This window comes from Curtobacterium sp. VKM Ac-2887 (assembly GCF_015350935.1).
Taxonomy (GTDB): Bacteria; Actinomycetota; Actinomycetes; order Actinomycetales; family Microbacteriaceae; genus Curtobacterium.
This window is the reverse complement of sequence record NZ_JADKSB010000007.1, coordinates 43,826-62,854: the sequence shown is the minus strand read 5'-3', so window position 1 is coordinate 62,854 and position 19,029 is coordinate 43,826. Positions and strand designations below refer to the sequence as shown.

Below are 19,029 nucleotides of genomic sequence, written 5' to 3'. Positions count from 1 at the left end.
CCTGACCACGAAGGACACCCCATGACCACCAGCACCACCACCATCGCCGTCCTCGGATCCGGACGTGTCGGGGGCACGCTCGCGCGTGGCCTCGCCGCCGCGGGCCACCCCGTCACCATCGGCATCCGCGACCCCGAGTCCGTCCGGCCGCACTGGGCCGACACCGGGGTCGAGGTCGCCGACATCGAGACCGCGATCCGGTCCGCCGCGGTCGTGGTCAACGCCACACCCGGCGACACGACCCTGGAGCGGTTGACGGCACTGCGAGCCGGACTCGCCGGACGCATCCTGCTCGACGTCTCGAACGCGACCACCCGGACCGCCGACGGGTTGCCGGGCGGACTCGCCTACGTCGACGGCAGCCTGGGCGAGCGGCTGCAGGCAGCCCTGCCGGAGACCCGGGTGGTGAAGAGCCTCAACACGATGCTGTTCTCGGTCATGACCGCGCCGGCGGCACTCGCCACCCCGCCGACCGCCTTCGTTTCCGGGGACGACGCCGCGGCGAAGGCCACGGTGGGCGACCTGCTTCGCAGCCTGGGTTGGCAGGACGGGTGGGTCGTGGACCTCGGCCCGATCGCCACCGCGTCCGGCCCGGAGTCGATGGCGCTGATGGTGCCGAGCCTGCTCGGCGCAATCGGTTTCGCGCCCTTCGCCCTGTCCGTCGCTCGCTGAGGACCGGAGGCGCGACCGGCGGCGACCACGGGGGGCCGGGGCGGGCGCACCAACCCCCGGATTCGGCACGACGAATACCGCTGATCAGGCCTTTTCGTCCTCGGAACCATGCCAGGATCGTCAGGTCCTGAGACGTCGGCGTCTCCGTCCGACCGTCTCGAAAGGCGCCGCCCCCATGTCGTTCTGGGCCCTCTTCCTCATCGCGCTCGGCGTCTCCGCAGACGCCTTCGCCGTCGCCCTCGGCAAGGGCCTGCACATGAAGCGCTTCGACGTGCGGCACGCGCTCGTCATCGCGCTGACGTTCGGTGCGTTCCAGGCGCTCATGCCCCTGCTCGGCTGGCTGCTCGGTTCGGCGTTCGCGCAGTACATCGCCGCCTTCGACCACTGGATCGCGTTCGGGCTGCTCGCGCTGATCGGCGGCAAGATGCTGTGGGAGGCGTTCTCGAAGCACGAGGACACCGAGCAGGACACCGACCGCCTGCCGATCCGCGAACTCCTGGTCCTGGCGATCGCGACGAGCATTGACGCCCTGGCCGTCGGTGTCACGTTGGCGTTCCTGCCGGTGTCGATCGGCGGCGCGGTGCTGCTCATCGGTGTGACGACGGCAGTGCTGTCCTTCGCCGGCGTGGTCGTCGGGCGCCGCGTCGGAGCCCGGTTCGGCAAGCCGGCCGAGATCGCCGGCGGTGTCGTGCTCATCCTGATCGGCGTGAACATCGTGCTCGAGCACACGGGCATCATCGGCTGAGGCTGCGGAACGGGCGCGATCCGTCAGATGTCGAGGACGCCGTCCACGGCGGCGTCACGCGCAGGGATGTCCCGGGTCGCGATGTCCTCCTCGAGGTACACCGTCACGTACGTCCAGTCCTCGACGTGGCCGGCGTCGTCGAACACCCGGTAGCGCCGACGGAGCCGCAGGTACGGCACGTCGCTGTGCTCGAACGACACGACGACCTCGGTCGCCGGCCACTCCCCCTCGACGACGACCTCGACGGCCCGGTAGGCGCTCGCCGCACGGCGGGGCTCCGGGTGCTCGCGGGTCCACAGGATGCCCGGCTCGGCCAGCGACTCGAACACCCCGACGAGTGCGGCGACCGCCTGCGCCTTCGTCGAGTCGTCCGTGTCGTGGAGCGGCCACCGGGCGCCCTCGACCCCGGTGAGGTCGAGCCGCCCGATCCACGGGGCGCGAGCCGCTTCGAGCCGTGCTTCCTCAGCCTCCCACGACGATTCGTCCTCGTCCTCGTCCACCGTCCGCGCCGGCAGGGCATCGGTGGTGATGGTGGTCGGCAGGCCATCGGAGAGGTCGACGTCGACTTCGCGGTACTGGTACGTGTAGTCCAGCCCGCCCGCGGAGTCCGGAGTCCGCCGGGGCCCGGTGGGCGCGTACCGGACGGTCAGCACCGAGCCCTCGCGACCGACGCCGTCGACCAGGTGGTCGACAGCGATCGTCGCGCGGGTGCCGTCCGGCCGCACGAGCACCAGGTCGGTCGCCGGGGTGGGCAGCGGCGGACCCGGGTCGGCGAGTGGCTCCATCGACGGGACGAAGCCGTCGGACTCGTCGCCGAAGCCGATGCTCCAGGTGTACGGGCCACCGTCGTCCTCGTCGTCGAGCAGTTCCGGGTCGTCGTGATCGTGCTCGGCGGCGGCCTCGGTCTCGAGCGTCGCCGCCCACTCCTCTGGTGTCGGCCAGAACGGCTCGGCCGGCGCCCACGGCAGGGTCTCGGGGTCGACGCCGTCGAGCGGATCGTCGGCGTCGGCGTCGGCGTCGGCGTCGGCGTCGTCGGAGTCGTCGGAGCCACCGGCATCCGCATCGACGTCCACGTCGTCGTCCTCGCCGTCCCACATCGACGCGGGTCGCGGGTCACCGATCCACAACCCGTCAACATCGGCACCGTGCGGCCGACGATCCCCGAGCTCGACCGCGCACGTCACACCGGTCGGCGTGACGTGGACGGCGGACCGGGACACCGCGTCGTCACCGTCACCGTTCGACCCGTAGACGATCCACGCGCCATCCGTGGTCGCCAGGACGCGGACGTCGTCGACCGCACCGTCGGGCAACGGGGCGTCTGGCCACGTCACCCACCGCACGTCGTCACCCGTGACGACCGCTGCGACCGGACGCGTCGCGTCCGGCACGATCGTCGCGTCGCCGACGGCGACGGCGTCCGCGGGGTCGAGGAAGCTGCTCATGCTGCGACCGTACTGCAGCCGTGTGGCCGGGCCGAGACGGACGGGAGGCGCGGTGCGGGCCCGCCCCGCGCCTCCCGTCCGCCCCGCTGCTGGTCCACCTGCCGCACACGCCCCCGCCACCCGGCGCATGATGAACGCATGTCCCGCATCCTCGTCACCGGATCGACCGACGGCCTCGGGCGGGCGACCGCCGACACCCTGCTCCGCGACGGGCACGACGTCGTCGTGCACGCCCGGAGCACGGCACGGGCGGAGGCAGTCGCCGACCTGCTCGACCGTGGTGCCACGCTCGTCGTCGCCGACCTGTCCGACCGCGACGCCGTGATCGCCGCCGCGCGCGACCTCGACGCCGGCGACCCGATCGACGCGGTCGTGCACAACGCCGGCGTGATCTCCGGCCGTGCGCTGATCCCGGTCAACGTCGTCGCGCCGTACCTGTTCACCGCGCTGCTCCACGCGCCGACCCGGCACGTGTACCTGAGCAGCGGGATGCACCGCGGCGGCCGGCCCCGACTGGACGGCGTCGACTGGGACGGCACCGCGGAGACGAACACCTACTCGGACACCAAGCTCTTCGTGACCGCGCTCGCAGCCGAGGTCGCCGAGCGCCGGCCCGGTGTCCTGAGCAACGCCGTCGACCCGGGCTGGGTCCCGACCAAGATGGGCGGCGCGGGGGCGTCGGACGACCTCGAGCTCGGGCACCGTACCCAGGAAGCCCTCGTGACCGACCCCGACGCAACCCTCAGCGGTGGTTACTGGTTCCACGGAAAGCGGCAGGAGCCGCACCAGGCGGTTGCTGACCCGCAGTTCCGCCGCCAACTCGTCGACGCCCTGGCGACGGCGACGGGCATCACCCTCTGAAGCAGGACAGGAGCACCATGTCGACGGTCAGGGTCCACAACTTCGCGATCTCGCTCGACGGGTACGGCGCCGGAGCCGACCAGTCGATCGACCGGCCGTTCGGGCACGCCGACGGCCGACTCATGGGGTGGTTCGCCGCCACGGCCACCTTCCGTGCGATGCAAGGGGCGTCCGGCGGGACCACCGATGTCGACGACGAGTTCGCGCGCGCCTGGGGGCCGGAGATCGGTGTCGAGATCATGGGGCGGAACAAGTTCGGACCCCAGCGCGGACCGTGGCCCGACGACGGCTGGACCGGGTGGTGGGGCGACGAACCGCCGTTCCACACGCCCGTGTTCGTGCTCACCCACCACCCGCGCGAGCCCCTCGAGATGGCGGGCGGGACGACCTTCCACTTCGTCGACGCCACCCCGGCGGAAGCGCTCGAGCTCGCCCGCCAGGCCGCACCGGGCCGGGACGTCCGGGTCGGCGGCGGGGTCGAGACCGTCCGCGAGTTCCTGCAGGCCGACCTGGTCGACCAACTGCACCTGGTCGAGGTGCCGATCGTACTCGGCCGCGGCGAGCGGCTCTGGGCCGGACTCGAGGGGATCGAGGAGCGCTTCGCCGTCGAGACGGTCGCGTCGCCGTCGGGGGTCGTGCACCGCACGTTCACGCGCGTGGCGCACTGATCGCACAGACCGGCGGACGAACCTGAGCCGTTGTGTCGGCCGGGGACTACCGTCGACCGCAGGTGACCCAGGCCCCCGGCTGCCGGCACGATCTCTTCGTCCGATGCCGACCGGAAACGCCATGTCCTCCTCGCAGACCGATCTCCCACACCAGCACGACCCGACGAGCTGGACCGCGCTCGAGGTCGGCCGGTGGGAAGCCCGCTCCGGCCGGTCCCACATCGGAACCGTCGTCTTCACGAACCGGTACGAGGTCCGTGGGTGGTCGGGCGAGGTCTTCGGCGACCACACGAGCCTGGAGAGCGCGAAGGCACAGGTCGAGGCGATGGCGCGGTGGAGCCTCGGTGAGCGACCGTGGTCACCCGACGGAGTCGACTGATCAGTCCATCGCGTCGTCGTAGATCCCGATCAGACGGTCGAGGAACGCCTGCACCGTGGCGCGCTCGCTGTCGTCCATGTCGGCGACGACGTCCTCGATCCCCTCGATCAGCGGCAGCACCAGGTTGTACGCACGGTCGGACGACCGCTCGGCTGCGGTGACCACGAGCTTCCGGCCGTCGCTGGGGTGCCGCTCGCGCGTGACGTGGCCGGCGGACTCGAGTCGGTTGAGCACGAGGGTCATGGCGGCGGTGGAGATCTCCAGTCGCCGCGCGAGCTCGGTCGGGGTGGACCGTCCGTGGGTGATGAGGTGGTCCATCGCCTCGAGCCCGGCCGCGTCGACGTCGAGTGCCCGGGCCAGGTGTCGCTCGAAGCGCTGCTGGCGGACCCCGACCTGTTGGACCCGGGCGCGGATGTCGTCGTCGGGCAGCGGTCGTCCGTCGCGACGGGCGGCTTCGCGGTCGCGTCGGTCCTCGCGGTCGCTCCGGGCGTCGCGGTCTCGTCGTCCGTCGGTGGGCGCTGTCGGTTCGTCGTGCGGCACGAGGTCGATGGTAGTCATGTAGATTGCCAATCTCATTGGTAATCAAGATTCGAGGCAACATGTCGACCGACCGCAAGCGCGTCCTCATCTCCGGTGCGAGCATCGCCGGACCCGCCCTGGCCTACTGGCTGCACCGGTACGGCTACGACACGACGATCGTCGAGCGCGCGCCGGAGCTCCGTGCCGGCGGCCAGAACGTCGACGTGCGGGGCGCCGGGCGCGAGGTCTCGCGGCGGATGGGGATCGAGGACGACATCCGTGCCGCCACGACCGGTGAGGTCGGCACGCGGTTCATCGGCCGCTCCGGTTCGGTCATCGCGGAGTTCCCGGCCGGAACCACGGACTCGGGCGGCGCCACCGCGGAGCTCGAGATCCTGCGCGGTGACCTCGCGCAGCTGCTGGTCGGCCGGACCACCGACACCACCGAGTACCGGTTCGGCGACCGCATCACCGGCATCGCGGACGACGACGGCGACGGCGACGGCGTGACCGTGCAGTTCGAGCACGCCGCCGACGAGCGGTTCGACCTGGTGGTGGCGGCGGACGGCATCGGGTCGAGTACCCGGCGACTGGTCTTCGGCGACGAGCCCGAGATCCGGTCCCTCGGCCTCGAGACGTCCTACGCGACGATCCCCCGCACCGATGCCGACGACGACTGGTGGCGCTGGTACAACGCACCGGGTGGTCGGTCGATCACCCTCCGTCCGGACCCGCACGGCACGATCCGGGCGACGCTGTCGTTCGTGACCGATCGGACCCGGGAGCGCGCCGGCTCCGAGCGACGGTCGATCGAGGAGCAGCGTCGCCGACTGCACGAGGTCTTCGCCGACGCCGGCTGGGAAGCGCGTCGTGTGCTCGCGGGCATCGACAGCGCCGACGACCTGTACTCCGAGTCGATCGGGCAGGTCCGTGCGCCGCGGTGGTCCGAGGGTCGGGTCGCGCTCGTCGGCGACGCCGCGTACTGCGCCTCGCCGGTCAGCGGCATGGGCACGAGCCTGTCGCTCACCGGGGCGTACGTGCTGGCCGGTGAACTCGCCGCACACGTCGACCACCGCGATGCATTCCGCGGTTACGAGCGCATCATGAGGCCGTACGTCGCCCAGGCGCAGCAGCTCCCGCCGGGGGTGCCGCGGGTCGCGAACCCGAAGAGCCGGCTCGGCATCGCCGCGTTCGGTGCTGCGGTCCGGGTCGCCTCCACCCCGTTCATCGGTCGGCTCGGCGACCGGTTCTTCACGCCACCGGCCGACGCGATCGACCTGCCGGACTACGCACACCTCGGCTGACGTGCCACCTACAGGAGCCCGGTCAGGACGCCGCCGTCAGCCCGGATCGCGGCGCCGTTCGTCGCGGAGGACAGCGGGCTCGCGAGGTAGGTGACGAGCGCCGCGATCTCGGCGGGGTCGATGAAGCGCTCGAGCAGGCTGGTCCGGTTCTGACCGATGATCGCGGCCTGCATCGCCTCGACCGGAAGAGCCTGCGCCTCGGCGATCGCCTCGACCGTCGTCGCGACACCGTCGGAGTACGTGGGACCGCCGAGGACGGTGTTGATCGTGACCGAGGTCCCACGTGTCTGCTTCGCGAGTCCGTTCGCGAGCGCGATCACCGCGGCCTTGGTCACGCCGTAGTGCACCATGTCCGCGGGGACGTTCACGCCGGACTCGCTGCCGATGAACACGATGCGACCCCACCCGCGTTCGAGCATCCCGCCGAGCAGGTGCCGCGACAGGCGGACCCCGCTCATCACGTTGACCTCGAAGTACCGGGACCAGTCCTCGTCGGCGATCGACTCGAAGGCGGCGAGGCCGAAGAGTCCGACGTTGTTGACGAGGACGTCGACGTCGTCGAGGGACCCGAGCAGTCGGGTGACGTCGCCCGGGTCTCCGAAGTCGGCCGCGATCCCGGACACCGTGGTTCCCGGCTGGTCACGCCGCAGGCGATCGACGGCTGCTTCGACCCGGGCGTCCTCCCGGCCGTTGACGATCACGCGCATGCCCTCGGCCGCGAGTGCGGAGGCGATCGCGTACCCGATGCCCTGCGTCGATCCGCTGATGAACGCCGTTCTGCCTCGGAGTTGCAGGTCCATGGATCCTCCTTCGTCGTCCCGCGTCACTCGACCCGGTGACTTGCCTGAGCAAGTCACCGTACGGTCGTTTACTTGCTCAGGCAAGTCACCGGACGTACGATGCCGTGATGGCACAGCCCGATGAACCACACGGCCTGCGCGGCGAACGACTCGAGATCTGGGCAGCCGTGGCGACGATGCTCGAACGGCTCCCGGTCGCCCTCGACGCCCAACTCCAACGAGACAGTGGCCTCACGCACTTCGAACTCGGGGTCCTCACGGCCCTCGACGCCGCGCCGGACAGGACCCTGCGGATGAGCACGCTCGCCGGGTACGCGAGCTCGACGCTCTCGCGACTGTCCCGCGCGGTGACTCGGCTCGAGGCGAAGGGGTGGGTGCGCCGCGTGGTCGACCCGACGGACGGCCGCTTCACCCTCGCGGTCTTGACGGATGACGGGCACGGCAAGGTCCTCGAGTCGACGCCCGCGCACCATGCCCTGGTCGAGCGCCTGGTGTTCGACACACTCACCGAAACCCAGACGCGGCACCTCGGGGTCATCGCGCGGAGCATCGGCGACGCAGTGGACGCAGCTCCGGCGTGGACGCCGCCCAGGGCCCGCCAGCCGTGACCGGACCGACACGTCCGGGCCGCACCACGCTGGTGCGGTAGGTTCCTGCCCAACGCATTCCGGACGCGAGAGGGGAGCGCGGATGGCCCAGGGACACCGCTCGCCCCCCACGATGAGTGACGTCGCAGCCGTCGCGGGCGTCTCGAAGAAGACCGTCTCGAACGTCCTGGCGGGCTACGAGCACGTCTCCGCCCGCACCCACGACCGGGTGATGGCGGCGGTGGACGAACTCGGCTACGAGCTCAACGTCTCGGCCCGGAACTTCCGCGCCGGCCGGTCGAAGGTCATCGGCCTGGCGGTGCCGGAGCTGCGGCAGGCGTACTTCGCCGAGCTCGCCGACGCCGTCATCCGCGCCGCCGGTGCCGTGGGCTACACGGTGCTCATCGAGCAGACCGCGAGCGGCGTGCGTGAGGCGGACGCGATCACCCGGATGCGCGAACACTCGATCGACGGCATCATCTACAGCCCGCTGACGGTGCGGTCGAGTGATGCTCCTGCGCTCGAGGTGAAGTTCCCCCTCGTGGTGCTCGGCGAGCCGATCCCGGACAGCCCGGTCACGTTCATCACGATGTCGAACGCGGACGCGCTGCACGACGCGACGGCGCACCTGCTCGACGCGGGCCGTCGTTCGATCGCCTTCATCGGTTCCGAACCGTCGGGGCCGGTACGGACGGCGCAGGAGCGGCTCCGCGGGTACCGCGAGGCGCTCGCCGAGCAGGGCGTGGTGTTCCGACCCGAACTCGTCGTCCCCACGGCGCTCTGGCACCGGGCCGAGGGGGCAGCGGCGGCGCGAGCGCTGCTCGACTCCGGCGTCGAGGTCGACGGGATCGTCTGCTGCAACGACGCCCTGGCGCTCGGGGCGATGAGCGCGTTGCAGCTCGCCGGTCGGACCGTGCCGGACGACGTCGCGGTCGTCGGCTTCGACGACATCGAGGAGTCGGCGTACGCGACGCCCGCGCTGACCACGGTGTCGGCCGACCTGGACCGGGTCGCGGCGACGGCGGTCGGGGTCCTCGTCGAGCAGCTCGAGGAGGACGCGGCCGTCGGTCCGGGCGTGCTGCGCTCGCCGCATGCGCTGGTCGTGCGGGCGTCGTCGGCGCCCGTCGCCGTGGAACGCACGGTCTCCGCCTGAGGTCTTGACCTGCCCGTCGAGCACGGACTACTGTCCAGATTTACACCGGTGTAAATCCGGCATGGACGAGGTCTCGCACACCGAAGTGCGGGACGGATGGCAGGTTTTCGATGAAGAAGCACATCGCGGTCGTCGCGCTCGCAACAGCGGCGGCGATCTCCCTGGCCGGATGCGCCGGCTCCCCCGGATTGTCCGCGAACGCCCACGTCGACCTGACGTTCTGGCACGGGTACACCGAGGCCGACGGCAAGGTCCTGGACGGCATCGTCAAGGACTTCAACGAGTCGCAGGACAAGGTCACGATCACGACCCAGACGAAGACGTGGGCGGTCATCGACGACACGATGCTCCCCGCGCTGACGGCGAAGAAGGGCCCGGACATCGTCGCGATGACCTCGGACCGACTGCCCGTCTACGCCGAGAAGAAGGCCCTCGTCGACCTGAGCGACTTCTACGACGACGACACCAGCAACACCGGCGAGCTCAAGGAGCAGGCCGTCGCGATGGAGCAGGTCGACGGCAAGGAGTACGGCGTCCCGAGCGGCTTCGTGCCCCTGTCCGTGATCTACAACAAGAAGCTCTTCGCCGAGGCCGGCATCGACGCGTTCCCGACGACGTGGGACGAGTGGGTCGCCGACGCGAAGAAGCTGACGAAGGACGAGAACGGCGACGGCACCCCGGAGCAGTACGGGCTCGTGCTGCCGGACCACCAGACGGTCGGCAACGGCATCTGGCCGAGCCTGTTCGCCGGCAACGGCGGCTCGATCACGAACGACGCCGGCACGAAGTCGACCATCGACTCCGCTGCGAACGTCGAGACGCTCGAGTACTGGGCGAAGGCGATCCGGCAGGACAAGATCTCGCCGACCGGTGTCGACGGCATCGCGGCCGACAAGCTCTTCACCGCCGGCAAGACCGCCATGGAGATCGGCGGCCCGTGGATGGCCGGCGTCGCGAAGGCGTCCGACATCGACTACGGCATCGCCGCGATCCCGGCCGGGCCGAAGGCGCAGGTGGCCTCCGCCATCGGCATCTCGCTCGGCGTGACCGCACAGACCGACGACCCGAAGCAGGCCGCTGCCGAGGACTTCCTGCGGTACTTCAACGAGAAGAACGTCGCGACCAAGTGGGCGCTCGGGTCGGGTTGGCCGTCCCTGCGCACCGACGTGACCGCCGCCGACGTCGACGCGAACCCCACCGTCGCGGCACTGACCGGTCTGCCCGGCACGACGATCCCGCTCCTCCCGGGCGTCGTGAACAGCGGTGACGTGCTCACCGCGCTCGACACCGCGACGCAGAAGTCGATCGCGGGCGGCGACCCGGAGTCGCTCCTCGGCACCGCCGACACCGACGTGCAGTCAGCCCTGAAGTAGAGGACCACGATGACCACGCAGCAACTCGGCCGACGCCGTCGGTACCGACCCCCGGGACAGCTCGGCGGCCGGACGCCCCTGAACGGGACCTTCCGCCGCCGTGCGACCGTCGTCGGCTTCCTCGCACCCGCGATCGTCATCCTCGGGGCGTTCGTCCTGTGGCCGATGCTCTCGGCACTGCGGCTGTCCTTCACGGACGCCAGCGGCTTCGGTGACCCGAGCTGGGTCGGCTTCGCGAACTACGTCCGGGTCTTCACCGACCCGGACGTGGTCCGCTCGATCGGCAACACGGCGCTGTACTCGGTGCTGTTCACGCCGGTCGCGATCGCCGTGGCGCTGGTGCTGGCCCTGGCGCTCAACCACCCGGCGCTGCCGTTCCGCGGCTTCTTCCGCTCGGCGCTGTTCCTGCCGTTCATCGTGTCCCTGGCGGTCGCCGCGTTCGCGTGGTCGTACCTGCTCGACCCGCAGATCGGCCTGCTGAACCACTGGCTCCAGGTGGGCGGCATCCGGCTCGGCAACGTCCTGCAGGACCCGACGCTCGCCATGCCGACCGTGGTGCTCGTCGCGGTCTGGAAGAACTTCGGCTTCTACATGGTCATCTTCCTGGCGGGGCTGCAGGAGATCCCGACCAGCCTGTACGAGGCGGCGCAGCTGGACGGCGCGAACGGCCGCCAGCGGTTCGCGAACGTGACGTTCCCGATGCTCAGCAACACCATGGCGTTCGTCGTCATCGTCGCGCTCATCGCCGCACTGCAGGCGTTCGACCAGATCTACGTCCTGACCGGCGGCGGGCCGTACCGGTCAACCGAGACGATCGTCATGCAGATCTACCAGTCCGGGTTCAAGGACCTCGACCTCGGCTTCGCATCCGCACTGGCGTACGTGCTGCTGATCGCGACCCTGCTGCTGAGCCTCGTGCAGTTCCTGTTCTTCGGCAAGCGCGGAGAGGACACCGCATCATGACCGCACTCCCCCGTCCGGCCACCGCGGTCCGGCGCAGGACCGTCGCCCGTCGCGCACCGTCGATGCGCTGGCTCGGCTTCGCCGCGGTGCTCATCGTCACCCTCGCGGTGCTGCTCCCCGTGCTCGTCATCGTGTTCACGGCGTTCAAGCCGGCGAGCGAGGTGAACGCCTACCCGCCGACGCTGTTCCCGCACACGTGGACGCTCGACAACTTCCGGGCGATCTTCACACAGCTGCCGTTCGGCCGGCTCATCCTGAACAGCTTCGCCTTCGCCGGCGGGGTGACGGTCTTCGCGCTGGCGTTCGACGCGCTCGCCGCCTACGCGCTGGCCCGGCTCGACTTCCGGGGCAGCAAGGTCCTGCTCATCGTGATCATCGCCAGCCTGATGATCCCGTTCCAGGCCACCCTGATCCCGATCTACCAGCTCGTGTCCGACCTCGGGTGGGTGAACACCTTCGCCGGCCTCATCGCACCGCGGGCGGCGGACGCCTTCGGCATCTTCTTCCTCCGGCAGTTCTTCGTGTCGCTCCCCCGCGACCTCGACAACGCGGCGCGCATCGACGGTGCGTCCGAGTGGCGGATCTTCCGGAGCGTCATCCTGCCGAACGCCGTACCGGCACTGCTCACCCTCGGCATCTTCACCTTCGTCAACAACTGGAACGACCTGCTCTGGCCGCTGGTGTTCACCACGGACCAGGACATGGGGACCATCACCTCGGGGCTGACCCTGCTGACCGGACCCGGCGGCATCATCCCGCAGGGCGTGATGATGGCCGGCGCCCTGATCGCCGTGCTGCCCCTCGCCGTCATGTTCCTGCTCGTGCAACGCCGCTTCATCGAGAGCGTCGCCAGCACCGGGCTCAAGTGACGACGACCCCGCGCGGTCCCCTCGGGGACGCGCCCACCACGAAACGAGACACCATGCACTGGTCCGACGACGGACGGCTGCACTTCGCCCTGGGCATCGAGGACACCTTCGTCCCGCAGGCCCGTCCGGGCGAGCGCCCCATCGACGAGTACGAACTCACCGACCACTACCGGCAGTACGCCGCCGACCTCGGCCTGGCGGTCGACGTCGGCGCCGAGCTGCTCCGCTGGGGCGTGCCCTGGTACCGGGTCGCCCCGGAGCCCGGTGAGTGGGACTGGTCGTGGGTCGACGGTGTCATGCAGCGCTTCCGTGAGACCGGCCTCCGGCCCGTCATCGACCTGCTGCACTACGGCACACCGCTCTGGCTCGACGGTCAGTTCGCGAACCCCGACTACCCGGCGCACGTCACGGAGTACGCCGCCCGGTTCGCCGCCCGGTATGGCGACGTCGCGACCGACTACACGCCCGTCAACGAGCCCGTCATCCACGCCCTGTTCTCGGGTGAGTACGGGTACTGGCCCCCGTACCTGACCGGTGCCGACGGTTCTGCCCGGATCGCCTCGGCGCTGGCGAAGGGGTTCGTCTCCACCCAGCACGCGATCGCCCGTGAACTCGGAGACGCCGCCACCTTCGTGCACGTCGACGCCGGCATCCGGTACGTCGGCGACGTCGATGCCCCCGAGCACCGCGACACCGTGGCGCGGCTCCGCGCGCAGACGTTCCTGGTCGAGGACCTCGTGACCGGCGGCGTCGACGACCACCATCCGCTCGTCGGACGGCTGCGCTCCGGCGGGGTCACCGACGCTGACCTGGACTGGTTCCGCCAGCACGCGGTCCGGCCGGACGTGATGGGCGTCAACTACTACCCCCTGCACTCCACCGAGGTCTTCGAGGCCGGCGTCCACCACGGCGGCGGCTTCGCCGACCCGCGTCCGTACCGGGACACGGGGGCCGAGGGACTCCGCGACGTGCTGACGACGTACGCCGAGCGGTACGGCGCCCCGGTCATGCTGACCGAGACGTGCGTCACCGGGTCCGTCGACGAACGCATCGGCTGGCTCGACGCCTCCGTGGCCGCCGTGCACGAGCTCCGTGCCGAGGGCGTCCCGGTGGTCGGGTACACCTGGTGGCCGCTGTTCGACATGTACGAGTGGACCTGGCGGCACACGGACGCACCCCGCCAGGAGCACCTGCTCACGATGGGCCTCTTCGACCTCGTCGAAGACGGCGACGGCGGGCTCGACCGCCGTCGCAACCCGGTCGCCGACGCCTTCGCCGCGCATGCGCGGCAGGAACGAGCCGTGGCAGCGGCCCTGTCGGCGACCCAGTGACGGTCTGGAGGCGCGGGTCGGGTCGGTCCCGCGCCTCCCGTCCGTCTCCGCGCACCACCACTGCACCACCAACCGAACGGAGCACCATGTCCCTCCGCCTCGGCGCCGCTCCGGCGCCTCGTCGACGCCGAACGCTCGCGCTCGTCGTCACCGCTGCCGCTGCTGCGGCGGCCCTCGTCGCCGGTGTCACCGGCCCCGCTCCCGCCCAGGCGGTCACGACCGGCAACGGAGCCCTCGTGTACTCGCCGGCAGCGGGCACCGCCTTCAACCCCGAGGGCGGACGTGCTGCCGGCACGACCTACGCCAAGAACATCGTCCTGAAGAACAGCGGCTCGGCGAACGGCCAGCAGTTCGTCACCTTCGACCAGCTCGTGCTCGAGAACGGCGTGCAGGTCTACCCGATCTACCGCAGCACCGACAACGGCACCTCGTGGAGCCGCGTCGCCACCGTGAAGCCGAGCACGCAGTTCCCGACGCTCACCCGCACCGCCCAGCCCTCGCTGTACGAGACCCCGATCCAGCTCGGCACCATGCCCGCCGGCACCCTGCTGCTGAGCGGCATGATCATGCCGACCGACCGGTCGAGCAGTCGTCTGGTCATGTACAAGAGCCTCGACCACGGTCTCACCTGGTCGTTCGTGAGCACCGTCGACACCGGCGGGCCCGCCACCTACGACCCGAGTCCGACGTCCACCACCTCGACGGTCTGGGAGCCGTCCCTCGCGGTCGACGCCAACGGCGGTCTCGTGACGTACTTCTCCGACGAGCGGCAGAAGGCGAACAACGTCCTGCAGGCCGTCAGCTACCGACGGTCGACGGACGGCGGTCTCACCTGGGGTGGCCTGGTGAACGTCTCGGCGCCGACGAACAAGAGTGACCGGCCCGGCATGATCACGGTCACCCGGATCCCGAACGGCAACTACGTGGCGACGTTCGAGGTCGTCAACCGACCGAGCCAGACGAACAACACGGCGCCGGTGTACTTCAAGACCTCGCCCGACGGGTTGACCTGGAGCCCGGAGATGAGCATCGGGACGAAGATCGCACTGCCCGACGGCCGCGGGGTCGGTTCCTCGCCCGAAGTCCGCTGGGTCCCGACGACGGGCAACGCGAACGGCATGATCGTGGTGTCGTCGAAGTGGTCGCTCGACAGCGCCGGCAACATCGACGGCGGGCAGAACTTCGTCGTCAACCGCAACCAGGGCTCCGGCTCGTGGGAGCAACTGCCCTACGCGGTCACGTACGACGCCCGCGACGCCGAAGGTGGCACGTTCAGCGGCTTCGCCCAGGGCTTCGACTCGAGCGCGGACGGCAAGACGCTCTACCAGGCGACGAACGTCGAGAACCTGACGACGACCTACAACGACGTGCGGGTCGGGTCGATCCCGATCAACGCGCTGCGGTACGAGGCCGAGTCGGCCGTGCGGAGCGACACGAGCACGGTCACCCAGGCCGACGCCGTCGGCGGTGCGAAGGTCGGCAACATCAACAACGCGACCAGCTCCGTGCAGTTCACGGTGCAGGCGGCGACCGCGGGGACGTACACCGTCAACGTCCGGTACGACAACGGCACCGGGGCGACGAGCACGCACGCGCTCGCCGTCAACGGAACGTCGGCCGGGACGGTCAGCTACGCGCCGACCGTCAACTGGGGGCGCTTCGGGTGGGCGCAGAAGACCGTCACCCTGAAGGCCGGCGCGAACACGCTGACCTTCACGAAGGGCACGGGCTTCGCGGAGCTGGACCAGATCCAGGTGTTCCAGCCCTGACGCCGCACCTGCTGCCCTGGTCGTGACCAGGTGGCGGACGGGCGCACCCGCTCGGCGGCGACGCGAAGCGTCGCGCGGGTGCGCCGACCGAGCCTGCGAGGGAGGATGTGGCGGGCGCGCACCGTGCCTCCCGTCCGTTCTGGCGTTCCGTCTCAGGCCGCGACCGCTCCGTCTGCCGGCTCGCGCAGCGCCGGGCAGTGCTCGGCAGTCGGGTGCTCGCTGATGGCGATGACCTCGTCGAGCCGGCCACGCGCGGCCTCGAGCTCTGCCATCTGCGCCGTGATCCGGTCGCGCTCGGCGACGAGCAGCGCGAACGACTCCGGCGTCGCGTGCCCGCTGTCCACGCACGGCAACAGCTGCACGATGGTGCGGCTCGGCAGACCGGCGGCGAACAGCTGCTGCACGAGCTGGACGCGCTCGACCGCCGGGGTGTCGTAGACGCGCTGCCCGCTGGTGGTCCGCGACGCGGTGAGCAGTCCCTGCTCTTCGTAGTACCGCAGCGAGCGCACGCTGGCACCCGTCTCCGCGGCGAGGTCGCCGATCCGCATGCGGTCTCCGATCCGGGGCTTGCCCCTGACATGGATGTGAGGTCTTAGCGTAACCGAGCCGCTGCGGGAGAGACCCGCGCGGCAGGAGGAGACACCATGGACATCGCTGGATCGGTCGCACTCGTCACCGGCTCGAACCGGGGCATCGGACGCCGCTTCGCCCTGCAGCTGCTGGAGCGCGGCGCCACCAAGGTCTACGCGACCGCACGCCGACCCGAGCTCGTGGACATCGAGGGCGTCGTGGCGCTGCCGCTCGACATCACCGACCCGGCGTCGGTCGAGGCGGCGGCCGCAGCCGCCGGCGACGTCACCCTGCTCGTGAACAACGCGGGCATCTCGACGACGGGCTCGCTGCTCACCGACGACCTGACGGACGCACGCCGCGAGATGGACACGCACTACTGGGGGAACCTCGCGATGATCCGGGCGTTCGCGCCGGTGATCGAGCGGAACGGCGGCGGCGGCATCGTGAACGTCCTGTCCGCACTGTCCTGGTTCGTCTACCCGGGATCCGGCGCGTACGCGGCGGCGAAGGCCGCCGAGTGGAACCTGACGAACGCCGTCCGGTTGGAGCTCGCCGGCAAGGGGATCAGCGTGCAGGGGCTGCACCTCGGGGCGGCGGACACGGACATGATGGACGGCTACGAGGGGCCGAAGGTCGACCCGGCCGACGTGGCGCGGGCCGCGCTGGACGGCGTCGAGCGGGGCGCGGCCGAGGTCGTCGTCGACGAGTGGAGCAGTGCGGTGAAGGCGTCGCTGTCGCAGGACCCGTCGGCGTTCTACGCGCAGTTCGCCTGAGCGGGGTGGCGCCGGGGCGTGGTGGAGCCCCGGCGTCGGGCCGCGGCTGGGAGTGCTCACATCCGCGGGTCCCACACTGACGCCACGGTGTCGCCGTACCGAGTCCGAGATCCTCTCGAGCTCCCGCGGGGATCCGCCAAGGGAGTCATCATGACGGACCAGTCCGAGGCGGCCTCGACGCCGCTCGCGCTCACGAGTGTGGTGGCCTCCGGCCTGCCCACCGAGCTCGGCAAGCCCACGGCGGCGAAGTACTACGACGTCCCGGCGGTGTTCAACCGCCGACCCGACGCAGCCGAGATGGCCGGCCTGCGCGGTGCCGACGGACACGCGCAGCTCGTGACGGCCGGCTACCCCGACGTCACGCTCGACGTGCAGGACCGGCGTCTCGTCATCGGCAACACGAACCTCGGACAGCTCGAACGCGGTCTCGCCACGGTGGTCGCGACGATCGTCGACGTCGTGAGCCGGGCGTCGTTGTTCGACAAGGAGCAGGTCCGTGACGCAGCGCGCATCGAGTTCGACGACCGCACGGCCCGGGCCCGCGAGGTCACGCGGGCGGCGGAGCGGATCCACTTCGTGCCGGAGCCGTCGCGCGTCAGCGCGGGCTGACCGTGTCCGCGCGGGTCGACGTGCCCGGCGGGCGACGCCAGCGGGGCACTGCGCTAGCGTTGCACAACGCGGGGGCCGGATCAGCCCCGCGTTCACGGACCCGGACGGTTTCCTCGCGATGAACGACTTCACGACGGCAGTCTCCGCACTGCAGGCCGCACCCGACGGCGCCGACATGTGCCCGCCGTTCCTGACGACGCTGCCCGTCACCGGGGTCGGCATCTCCACCCTCGGCAACCCGCTCGGGTCGGCGACGGTGTGCGCGAGCGACGCGCGCGCCGCGCGGATCGACGAGATCCAGTTCGACCTCGGCGAGGGCCCGTGCTGGCAGGCGTTGACGACCCGCCGCCCGGTCCTGGAGTCCGACCTGTCCGGCACGACGAACACCGACTGGCCGCTCGCGCTCGAGGAACTCCTGCGCGCCGGGGTCGGGGCGGTGTTCTCGTTCCCGATGCGCATCGGGACGATCCCCGTCGGCGCCGTCGACCTTTCCGTGGACAGCGAGCGCACCCTGACCGTGGGGCAGATCCGCGGCGCCGTGGAGCTCACCGAGGTCGCAGCCCGTCGGGTGCTCCGTGGTGCGTTGCTCGCCGCGGCCGCCGACGGCCGTGCCGACATGGGTACCAGCCGCTACTCCCGACGAGAGGTGCACCAGGCGACCGGCATGGTCGCAGCACAGCTCGGGGTGGACGTCACCGACGCCCTCCTCGTGCTGCAGGCGCACGCCTTCGCCACCGAACGCACCGTCCGCGACGTCTCGAACGACGTCATCGCTCGCCGCATCGACCTCGCCCGGCCGTACGGTTCCGAGAACTGAGGAGCACGCACCATGGCACCGACCCGCGAGCGCCGGCTCATCGACACCTTCGTCACGCTGACCGACACCCTCGTCGACGAGTACGACGTCGTCGACCTGCTGCAGAACCTGGTCGACAGCGTCGTCGACATCTTCGACGCCTCGGCGGCCGGCATCCTGCTGGCCAACCAGCACCAGGAACTCGAGGTCGTGGCGTCGACCAGTGAGCGGTCCAGCTTCGTCGGACTCCTCCAGCTCGACGCCGGCGAAGGGCCGTGCGTGGAGTGCTTCGCGACCGGGCGTCCGGTGTCCGTCAGTGACCAGGCGGAGATGCAACGCCGGTGGCCGACGTTCGCCGCCGCGTCCGCCGAGTCGGGGTACGCGTCGGTGCACGCGATCCCGATGCGGTTGCGGGACACCACGCTCGGGTCGCTGAACCTGTTCCGCGAGACCGAGGGTGCGCTGAACCGCGACGATGCCTTGGCTGCTCAGGCCCTGACCGACGTCGCGACCATCAGCATCCTGCAGCAGCGGACCCTGCAGCACGCGGCGCTGACGCAGGCGCAGTTGCAGCGAGCCCTCGACAGCCGGGTCGTGATCGAGCAGGCCAAGGGCTTCGTGGCGTACACGCACTCGGTCGACACCGAGGCGGCGTTCGAACTGCTGCGGCAGTACGCGCGGTCGAACCAGGAGCGCCTCGCCGACGTCGCCCGGGCCATCGTCGAACGCCGCCTGGTCCTCCCCGCCTGATCCCGTGTGTCCCCGGTCCGGGCCGGCGTACGATCACGAGCAAGTCGTAGCCCCGGACCCCGGTTGCAGGCGCAGCACTGGATCCAGGAG

General features: G+C 70.7%; 21 protein-coding genes. 17 read left to right on the top strand and 4 right to left on the bottom strand.

The genetic code is table 11. From position 1 onward, the window contains the following. Positions 1-21: 21 nt before the first annotated feature. Positions 22-672 carry an NADPH-dependent F420 reductase gene (locus tag ITJ69_RS09740; protein ID WP_194672661.1) on the top strand — a complete coding sequence of 217 codons (651 nt, stop codon included), beginning with the start codon at positions 22-24 and terminating at the stop codon, positions 670-672. Between the two features lie 175 nt (positions 673-847). Continuing rightward, positions 848-1,417 (top strand): manganese efflux pump MntP family protein, encoded by a 570-nt coding sequence (locus ITJ69_RS09735; RefSeq protein ID WP_123937103.1) that lies wholly within the window; start codon positions 848-850, stop codon positions 1,415-1,417. Between the two features lie 23 nt (positions 1,418-1,440). Here ITJ69_RS09735 and ITJ69_RS09730 read toward each other — a convergent pair whose 3' ends face one another. Beyond that, entirely contained in the window at positions 1,441-2,862 is a 1,422-nt protein-coding gene (locus ITJ69_RS09730) for a hypothetical protein (RefSeq protein WP_194672660.1), read from the bottom strand. 138 nt (positions 2,863-3,000) lie between these two features. Here ITJ69_RS09730 and ITJ69_RS09725 point away from each other — a divergent pair, with 138 nt between their 5' ends. From ITJ69_RS09725 to ITJ69_RS09715, 3 genes are all read left to right on the top strand, one after another. Further along, positions 3,001-3,723, top strand: coding sequence for an SDR family NAD(P)-dependent oxidoreductase (locus ITJ69_RS09725; RefSeq protein ID WP_194672659.1), 723 nt, complete (start codon positions 3,001-3,003; stop codon positions 3,721-3,723). Between the two features lie 17 nt (positions 3,724-3,740). Continuing rightward, the gene (locus ITJ69_RS09720) at positions 3,741-4,391 is read left to right on the top strand and encodes a dihydrofolate reductase family protein (protein WP_194672658.1); all 651 of its coding nucleotides are present in this window, start codon (positions 3,741-3,743) and stop codon (positions 4,389-4,391) included. 121 nt (positions 4,392-4,512) lie between these two features. Further along, positions 4,513-4,770, top strand: coding sequence for a hypothetical protein (locus tag ITJ69_RS09715; protein WP_131920855.1), 258 nt, complete (start codon positions 4,513-4,515; stop codon positions 4,768-4,770). Here the strand turns inward: ITJ69_RS09715 and ITJ69_RS09710 are convergent, their stop codons facing one another. Then, positions 4,771-5,328, bottom strand: coding sequence for a MarR family winged helix-turn-helix transcriptional regulator (locus tag ITJ69_RS09710; RefSeq protein ID WP_194672657.1), 558 nt, complete (start codon positions 5,326-5,328; stop codon positions 4,771-4,773). A gap of 41 nt (positions 5,329-5,369) precedes the next feature. Between ITJ69_RS09710 and ITJ69_RS09705 the strand changes: the two genes are divergently transcribed. Further along, positions 5,370-6,593 (top strand): FAD-dependent monooxygenase, encoded by a 1,224-nt coding sequence (locus ITJ69_RS09705; protein WP_194672656.1) that lies wholly within the window; start codon positions 5,370-5,372, stop codon positions 6,591-6,593. A gap of 8 nt (positions 6,594-6,601) precedes the next feature. Here the strand turns inward: ITJ69_RS09705 and ITJ69_RS09700 are convergent, their stop codons facing one another. After that, positions 6,602-7,393 (bottom strand): SDR family NAD(P)-dependent oxidoreductase, encoded by a 792-nt coding sequence (locus tag ITJ69_RS09700; RefSeq protein WP_131845123.1) that lies wholly within the window; start codon positions 7,391-7,393, stop codon positions 6,602-6,604. 107 nt (positions 7,394-7,500) lie between these two features. Between ITJ69_RS09700 and ITJ69_RS09695 the strand changes: the two genes are divergently transcribed. From ITJ69_RS09695 to ITJ69_RS09665, 7 genes are all read left to right on the top strand, one after another. Then, complete coding sequence (locus tag ITJ69_RS09695) at positions 7,501-8,001, top strand: MarR family winged helix-turn-helix transcriptional regulator (protein ID WP_159572523.1); 501 nt, start codon at positions 7,501-7,503, stop codon at positions 7,999-8,001. A gap of 112 nt (positions 8,002-8,113) precedes the next feature. After that, positions 8,114-9,133, top strand: coding sequence for a LacI family DNA-binding transcriptional regulator (locus ITJ69_RS09690; protein WP_194672655.1), 1,020 nt, complete (start codon positions 8,114-8,116; stop codon positions 9,131-9,133). Between the two features lie 110 nt (positions 9,134-9,243). Further along, positions 9,244-10,506 (top strand): ABC transporter substrate-binding protein, encoded by a 1,263-nt coding sequence (locus tag ITJ69_RS09685; protein ID WP_194672654.1) that lies wholly within the window; start codon positions 9,244-9,246, stop codon positions 10,504-10,506. A gap of 9 nt (positions 10,507-10,515) precedes the next feature. Beyond that, a complete protein-coding gene (locus ITJ69_RS09680; RefSeq protein WP_111083634.1) occupies positions 10,516-11,469 on the top strand; it encodes a carbohydrate ABC transporter permease in 954 nt (317 codons plus the stop codon). After that, complete coding sequence (locus ITJ69_RS09675) at positions 11,466-12,338, top strand: carbohydrate ABC transporter permease (RefSeq protein ID WP_194672653.1); 873 nt, start codon at positions 11,466-11,468, stop codon at positions 12,336-12,338. The genes ITJ69_RS09680 and ITJ69_RS09675 overlap by 4 nt, the downstream gene beginning before the upstream one ends. Positions 12,339-12,391: 53 nt before the next feature. Then, positions 12,392-13,669 (top strand): family 1 glycosylhydrolase, encoded by a 1,278-nt coding sequence (locus ITJ69_RS09670; protein WP_194672652.1) that lies wholly within the window; start codon positions 12,392-12,394, stop codon positions 13,667-13,669. Positions 13,670-13,755: 86 nt separating this feature from the next. Further along, positions 13,756-15,438, top strand: a complete 1,683-nt coding sequence (locus tag ITJ69_RS09665) for a CBM35 domain-containing protein (protein WP_194672651.1) — start codon at positions 13,756-13,758, stop codon at positions 15,436-15,438. Positions 15,439-15,590: 152 nt separating this feature from the next. Here ITJ69_RS09665 and ITJ69_RS09660 read toward each other — a convergent pair whose 3' ends face one another. Then, a complete protein-coding gene (locus ITJ69_RS09660) occupies positions 15,591-15,986 on the bottom strand; it encodes a MerR family transcriptional regulator (protein WP_131877865.1) in 396 nt (131 codons plus the stop codon). A 96-nt stretch (positions 15,987-16,082) separates the two neighbouring features. Between ITJ69_RS09660 and ITJ69_RS09655 the strand changes: the two genes are divergently transcribed. The 4 genes from ITJ69_RS09655 to ITJ69_RS09640 all read left to right on the top strand — a co-directional run bounded on the left by ITJ69_RS09655 (position 16,083) and on the right by ITJ69_RS09640 (position 18,939). Further along, positions 16,083-16,784 carry an SDR family oxidoreductase gene (locus ITJ69_RS09655; protein ID WP_123292971.1) on the top strand — a complete coding sequence of 234 codons (702 nt, stop codon included), beginning with the start codon at positions 16,083-16,085 and terminating at the stop codon, positions 16,782-16,784. 150 nt (positions 16,785-16,934) lie between these two features. Next, on the top strand, positions 16,935-17,393 hold the full coding sequence (locus ITJ69_RS09650) for a hypothetical protein (protein ID WP_123339352.1): 459 nt from the start codon (positions 16,935-16,937) through the stop codon (positions 17,391-17,393). A gap of 118 nt (positions 17,394-17,511) precedes the next feature. After that, on the top strand, positions 17,512-18,210 hold the full coding sequence (locus tag ITJ69_RS09645) for a GAF and ANTAR domain-containing protein (RefSeq protein ID WP_123937080.1): 699 nt from the start codon (positions 17,512-17,514) through the stop codon (positions 18,208-18,210). A gap of 12 nt (positions 18,211-18,222) precedes the next feature. Beyond that, positions 18,223-18,939: a GAF and ANTAR domain-containing protein gene (locus ITJ69_RS09640; RefSeq protein ID WP_123339354.1), complete on the top strand. Its 717-nt coding sequence runs from the start codon at positions 18,223-18,225 to the stop codon at positions 18,937-18,939. Positions 18,940-19,029 lie beyond the last annotated feature (90 nt).

Bases quoted from the DNA above. Each gene is read 5' to 3' on its own strand.
- ITJ69_RS09715 (WP_131920855.1), top strand. From the start codon at position 4,513: ATGTCCTCCTCGCAGACCGATCTCCCACACCAGCACGACCCGACGAGC.
- ITJ69_RS09735 (WP_123937103.1), top strand. From the start codon at position 848: ATGTCGTTCTGGGCCCTCTTCCTCATCGCGCTCGGCGTCTCCGCAGAC.
- ITJ69_RS09645 (WP_123937080.1), top strand. From the start codon at position 17,512: ATGAACGACTTCACGACGGCAGTCTCCGCACTGCAGGCCGCACCCGAC.
- ITJ69_RS09655 (WP_123292971.1), top strand. From the start codon at position 16,083: ATGGACATCGCTGGATCGGTCGCACTCGTCACCGGCTCGAACCGGGGC.
- ITJ69_RS09640 (WP_123339354.1), top strand. From the start codon at position 18,223: ATGGCACCGACCCGCGAGCGCCGGCTCATCGACACCTTCGTCACGCTG.
- ITJ69_RS09690 (WP_194672655.1), top strand. From the start codon at position 8,114: ATGAGTGACGTCGCAGCCGTCGCGGGCGTCTCGAAGAAGACCGTCTCG.
- ITJ69_RS09675 (WP_194672653.1), top strand. From the start codon at position 11,466: ATGACCGCACTCCCCCGTCCGGCCACCGCGGTCCGGCGCAGGACCGTC.
- ITJ69_RS09660 (WP_131877865.1), bottom strand. From the start codon at position 15,986: ATGCGGATCGGCGACCTCGCCGCGGAGACGGGTGCCAGCGTGCGCTCG.
- ITJ69_RS09740 (WP_194672661.1), top strand. From the start codon at position 22: ATGACCACCAGCACCACCACCATCGCCGTCCTCGGATCCGGACGTGTC.
- ITJ69_RS09710 (WP_194672657.1), bottom strand. From the start codon at position 5,328: ATGACTACCATCGACCTCGTGCCGCACGACGAACCGACAGCGCCCACC.
- ITJ69_RS09705 (WP_194672656.1), top strand. From the start codon at position 5,370: ATGTCGACCGACCGCAAGCGCGTCCTCATCTCCGGTGCGAGCATCGCC.
- ITJ69_RS09650 (WP_123339352.1), top strand. From the start codon at position 16,935: ATGACGGACCAGTCCGAGGCGGCCTCGACGCCGCTCGCGCTCACGAGT.
- ITJ69_RS09700 (WP_131845123.1), bottom strand. From the start codon at position 7,393: ATGGACCTGCAACTCCGAGGCAGAACGGCGTTCATCAGCGGATCGACG.
- ITJ69_RS09685 (WP_194672654.1), top strand. From the start codon at position 9,244: ATGAAGAAGCACATCGCGGTCGTCGCGCTCGCAACAGCGGCGGCGATC.
- ITJ69_RS09730 (WP_194672660.1), bottom strand. From the start codon at position 2,862: ATGAGCAGCTTCCTCGACCCCGCGGACGCCGTCGCCGTCGGCGACGCG.
- ITJ69_RS09695 (WP_159572523.1), top strand. From the start codon at position 7,501: ATGGCACAGCCCGATGAACCACACGGCCTGCGCGGCGAACGACTCGAG.
- ITJ69_RS09720 (WP_194672658.1), top strand. From the start codon at position 3,741: ATGTCGACGGTCAGGGTCCACAACTTCGCGATCTCGCTCGACGGGTAC.
- ITJ69_RS09680 (WP_111083634.1), top strand. From the start codon at position 10,516: ATGACCACGCAGCAACTCGGCCGACGCCGTCGGTACCGACCCCCGGGA.
- ITJ69_RS09670 (WP_194672652.1), top strand. From the start codon at position 12,392: ATGCACTGGTCCGACGACGGACGGCTGCACTTCGCCCTGGGCATCGAG.
- ITJ69_RS09665 (WP_194672651.1), top strand. From the start codon at position 13,756: ATGTCCCTCCGCCTCGGCGCCGCTCCGGCGCCTCGTCGACGCCGAACG.
- ITJ69_RS09725 (WP_194672659.1), top strand. From the start codon at position 3,001: ATGTCCCGCATCCTCGTCACCGGATCGACCGACGGCCTCGGGCGGGCG.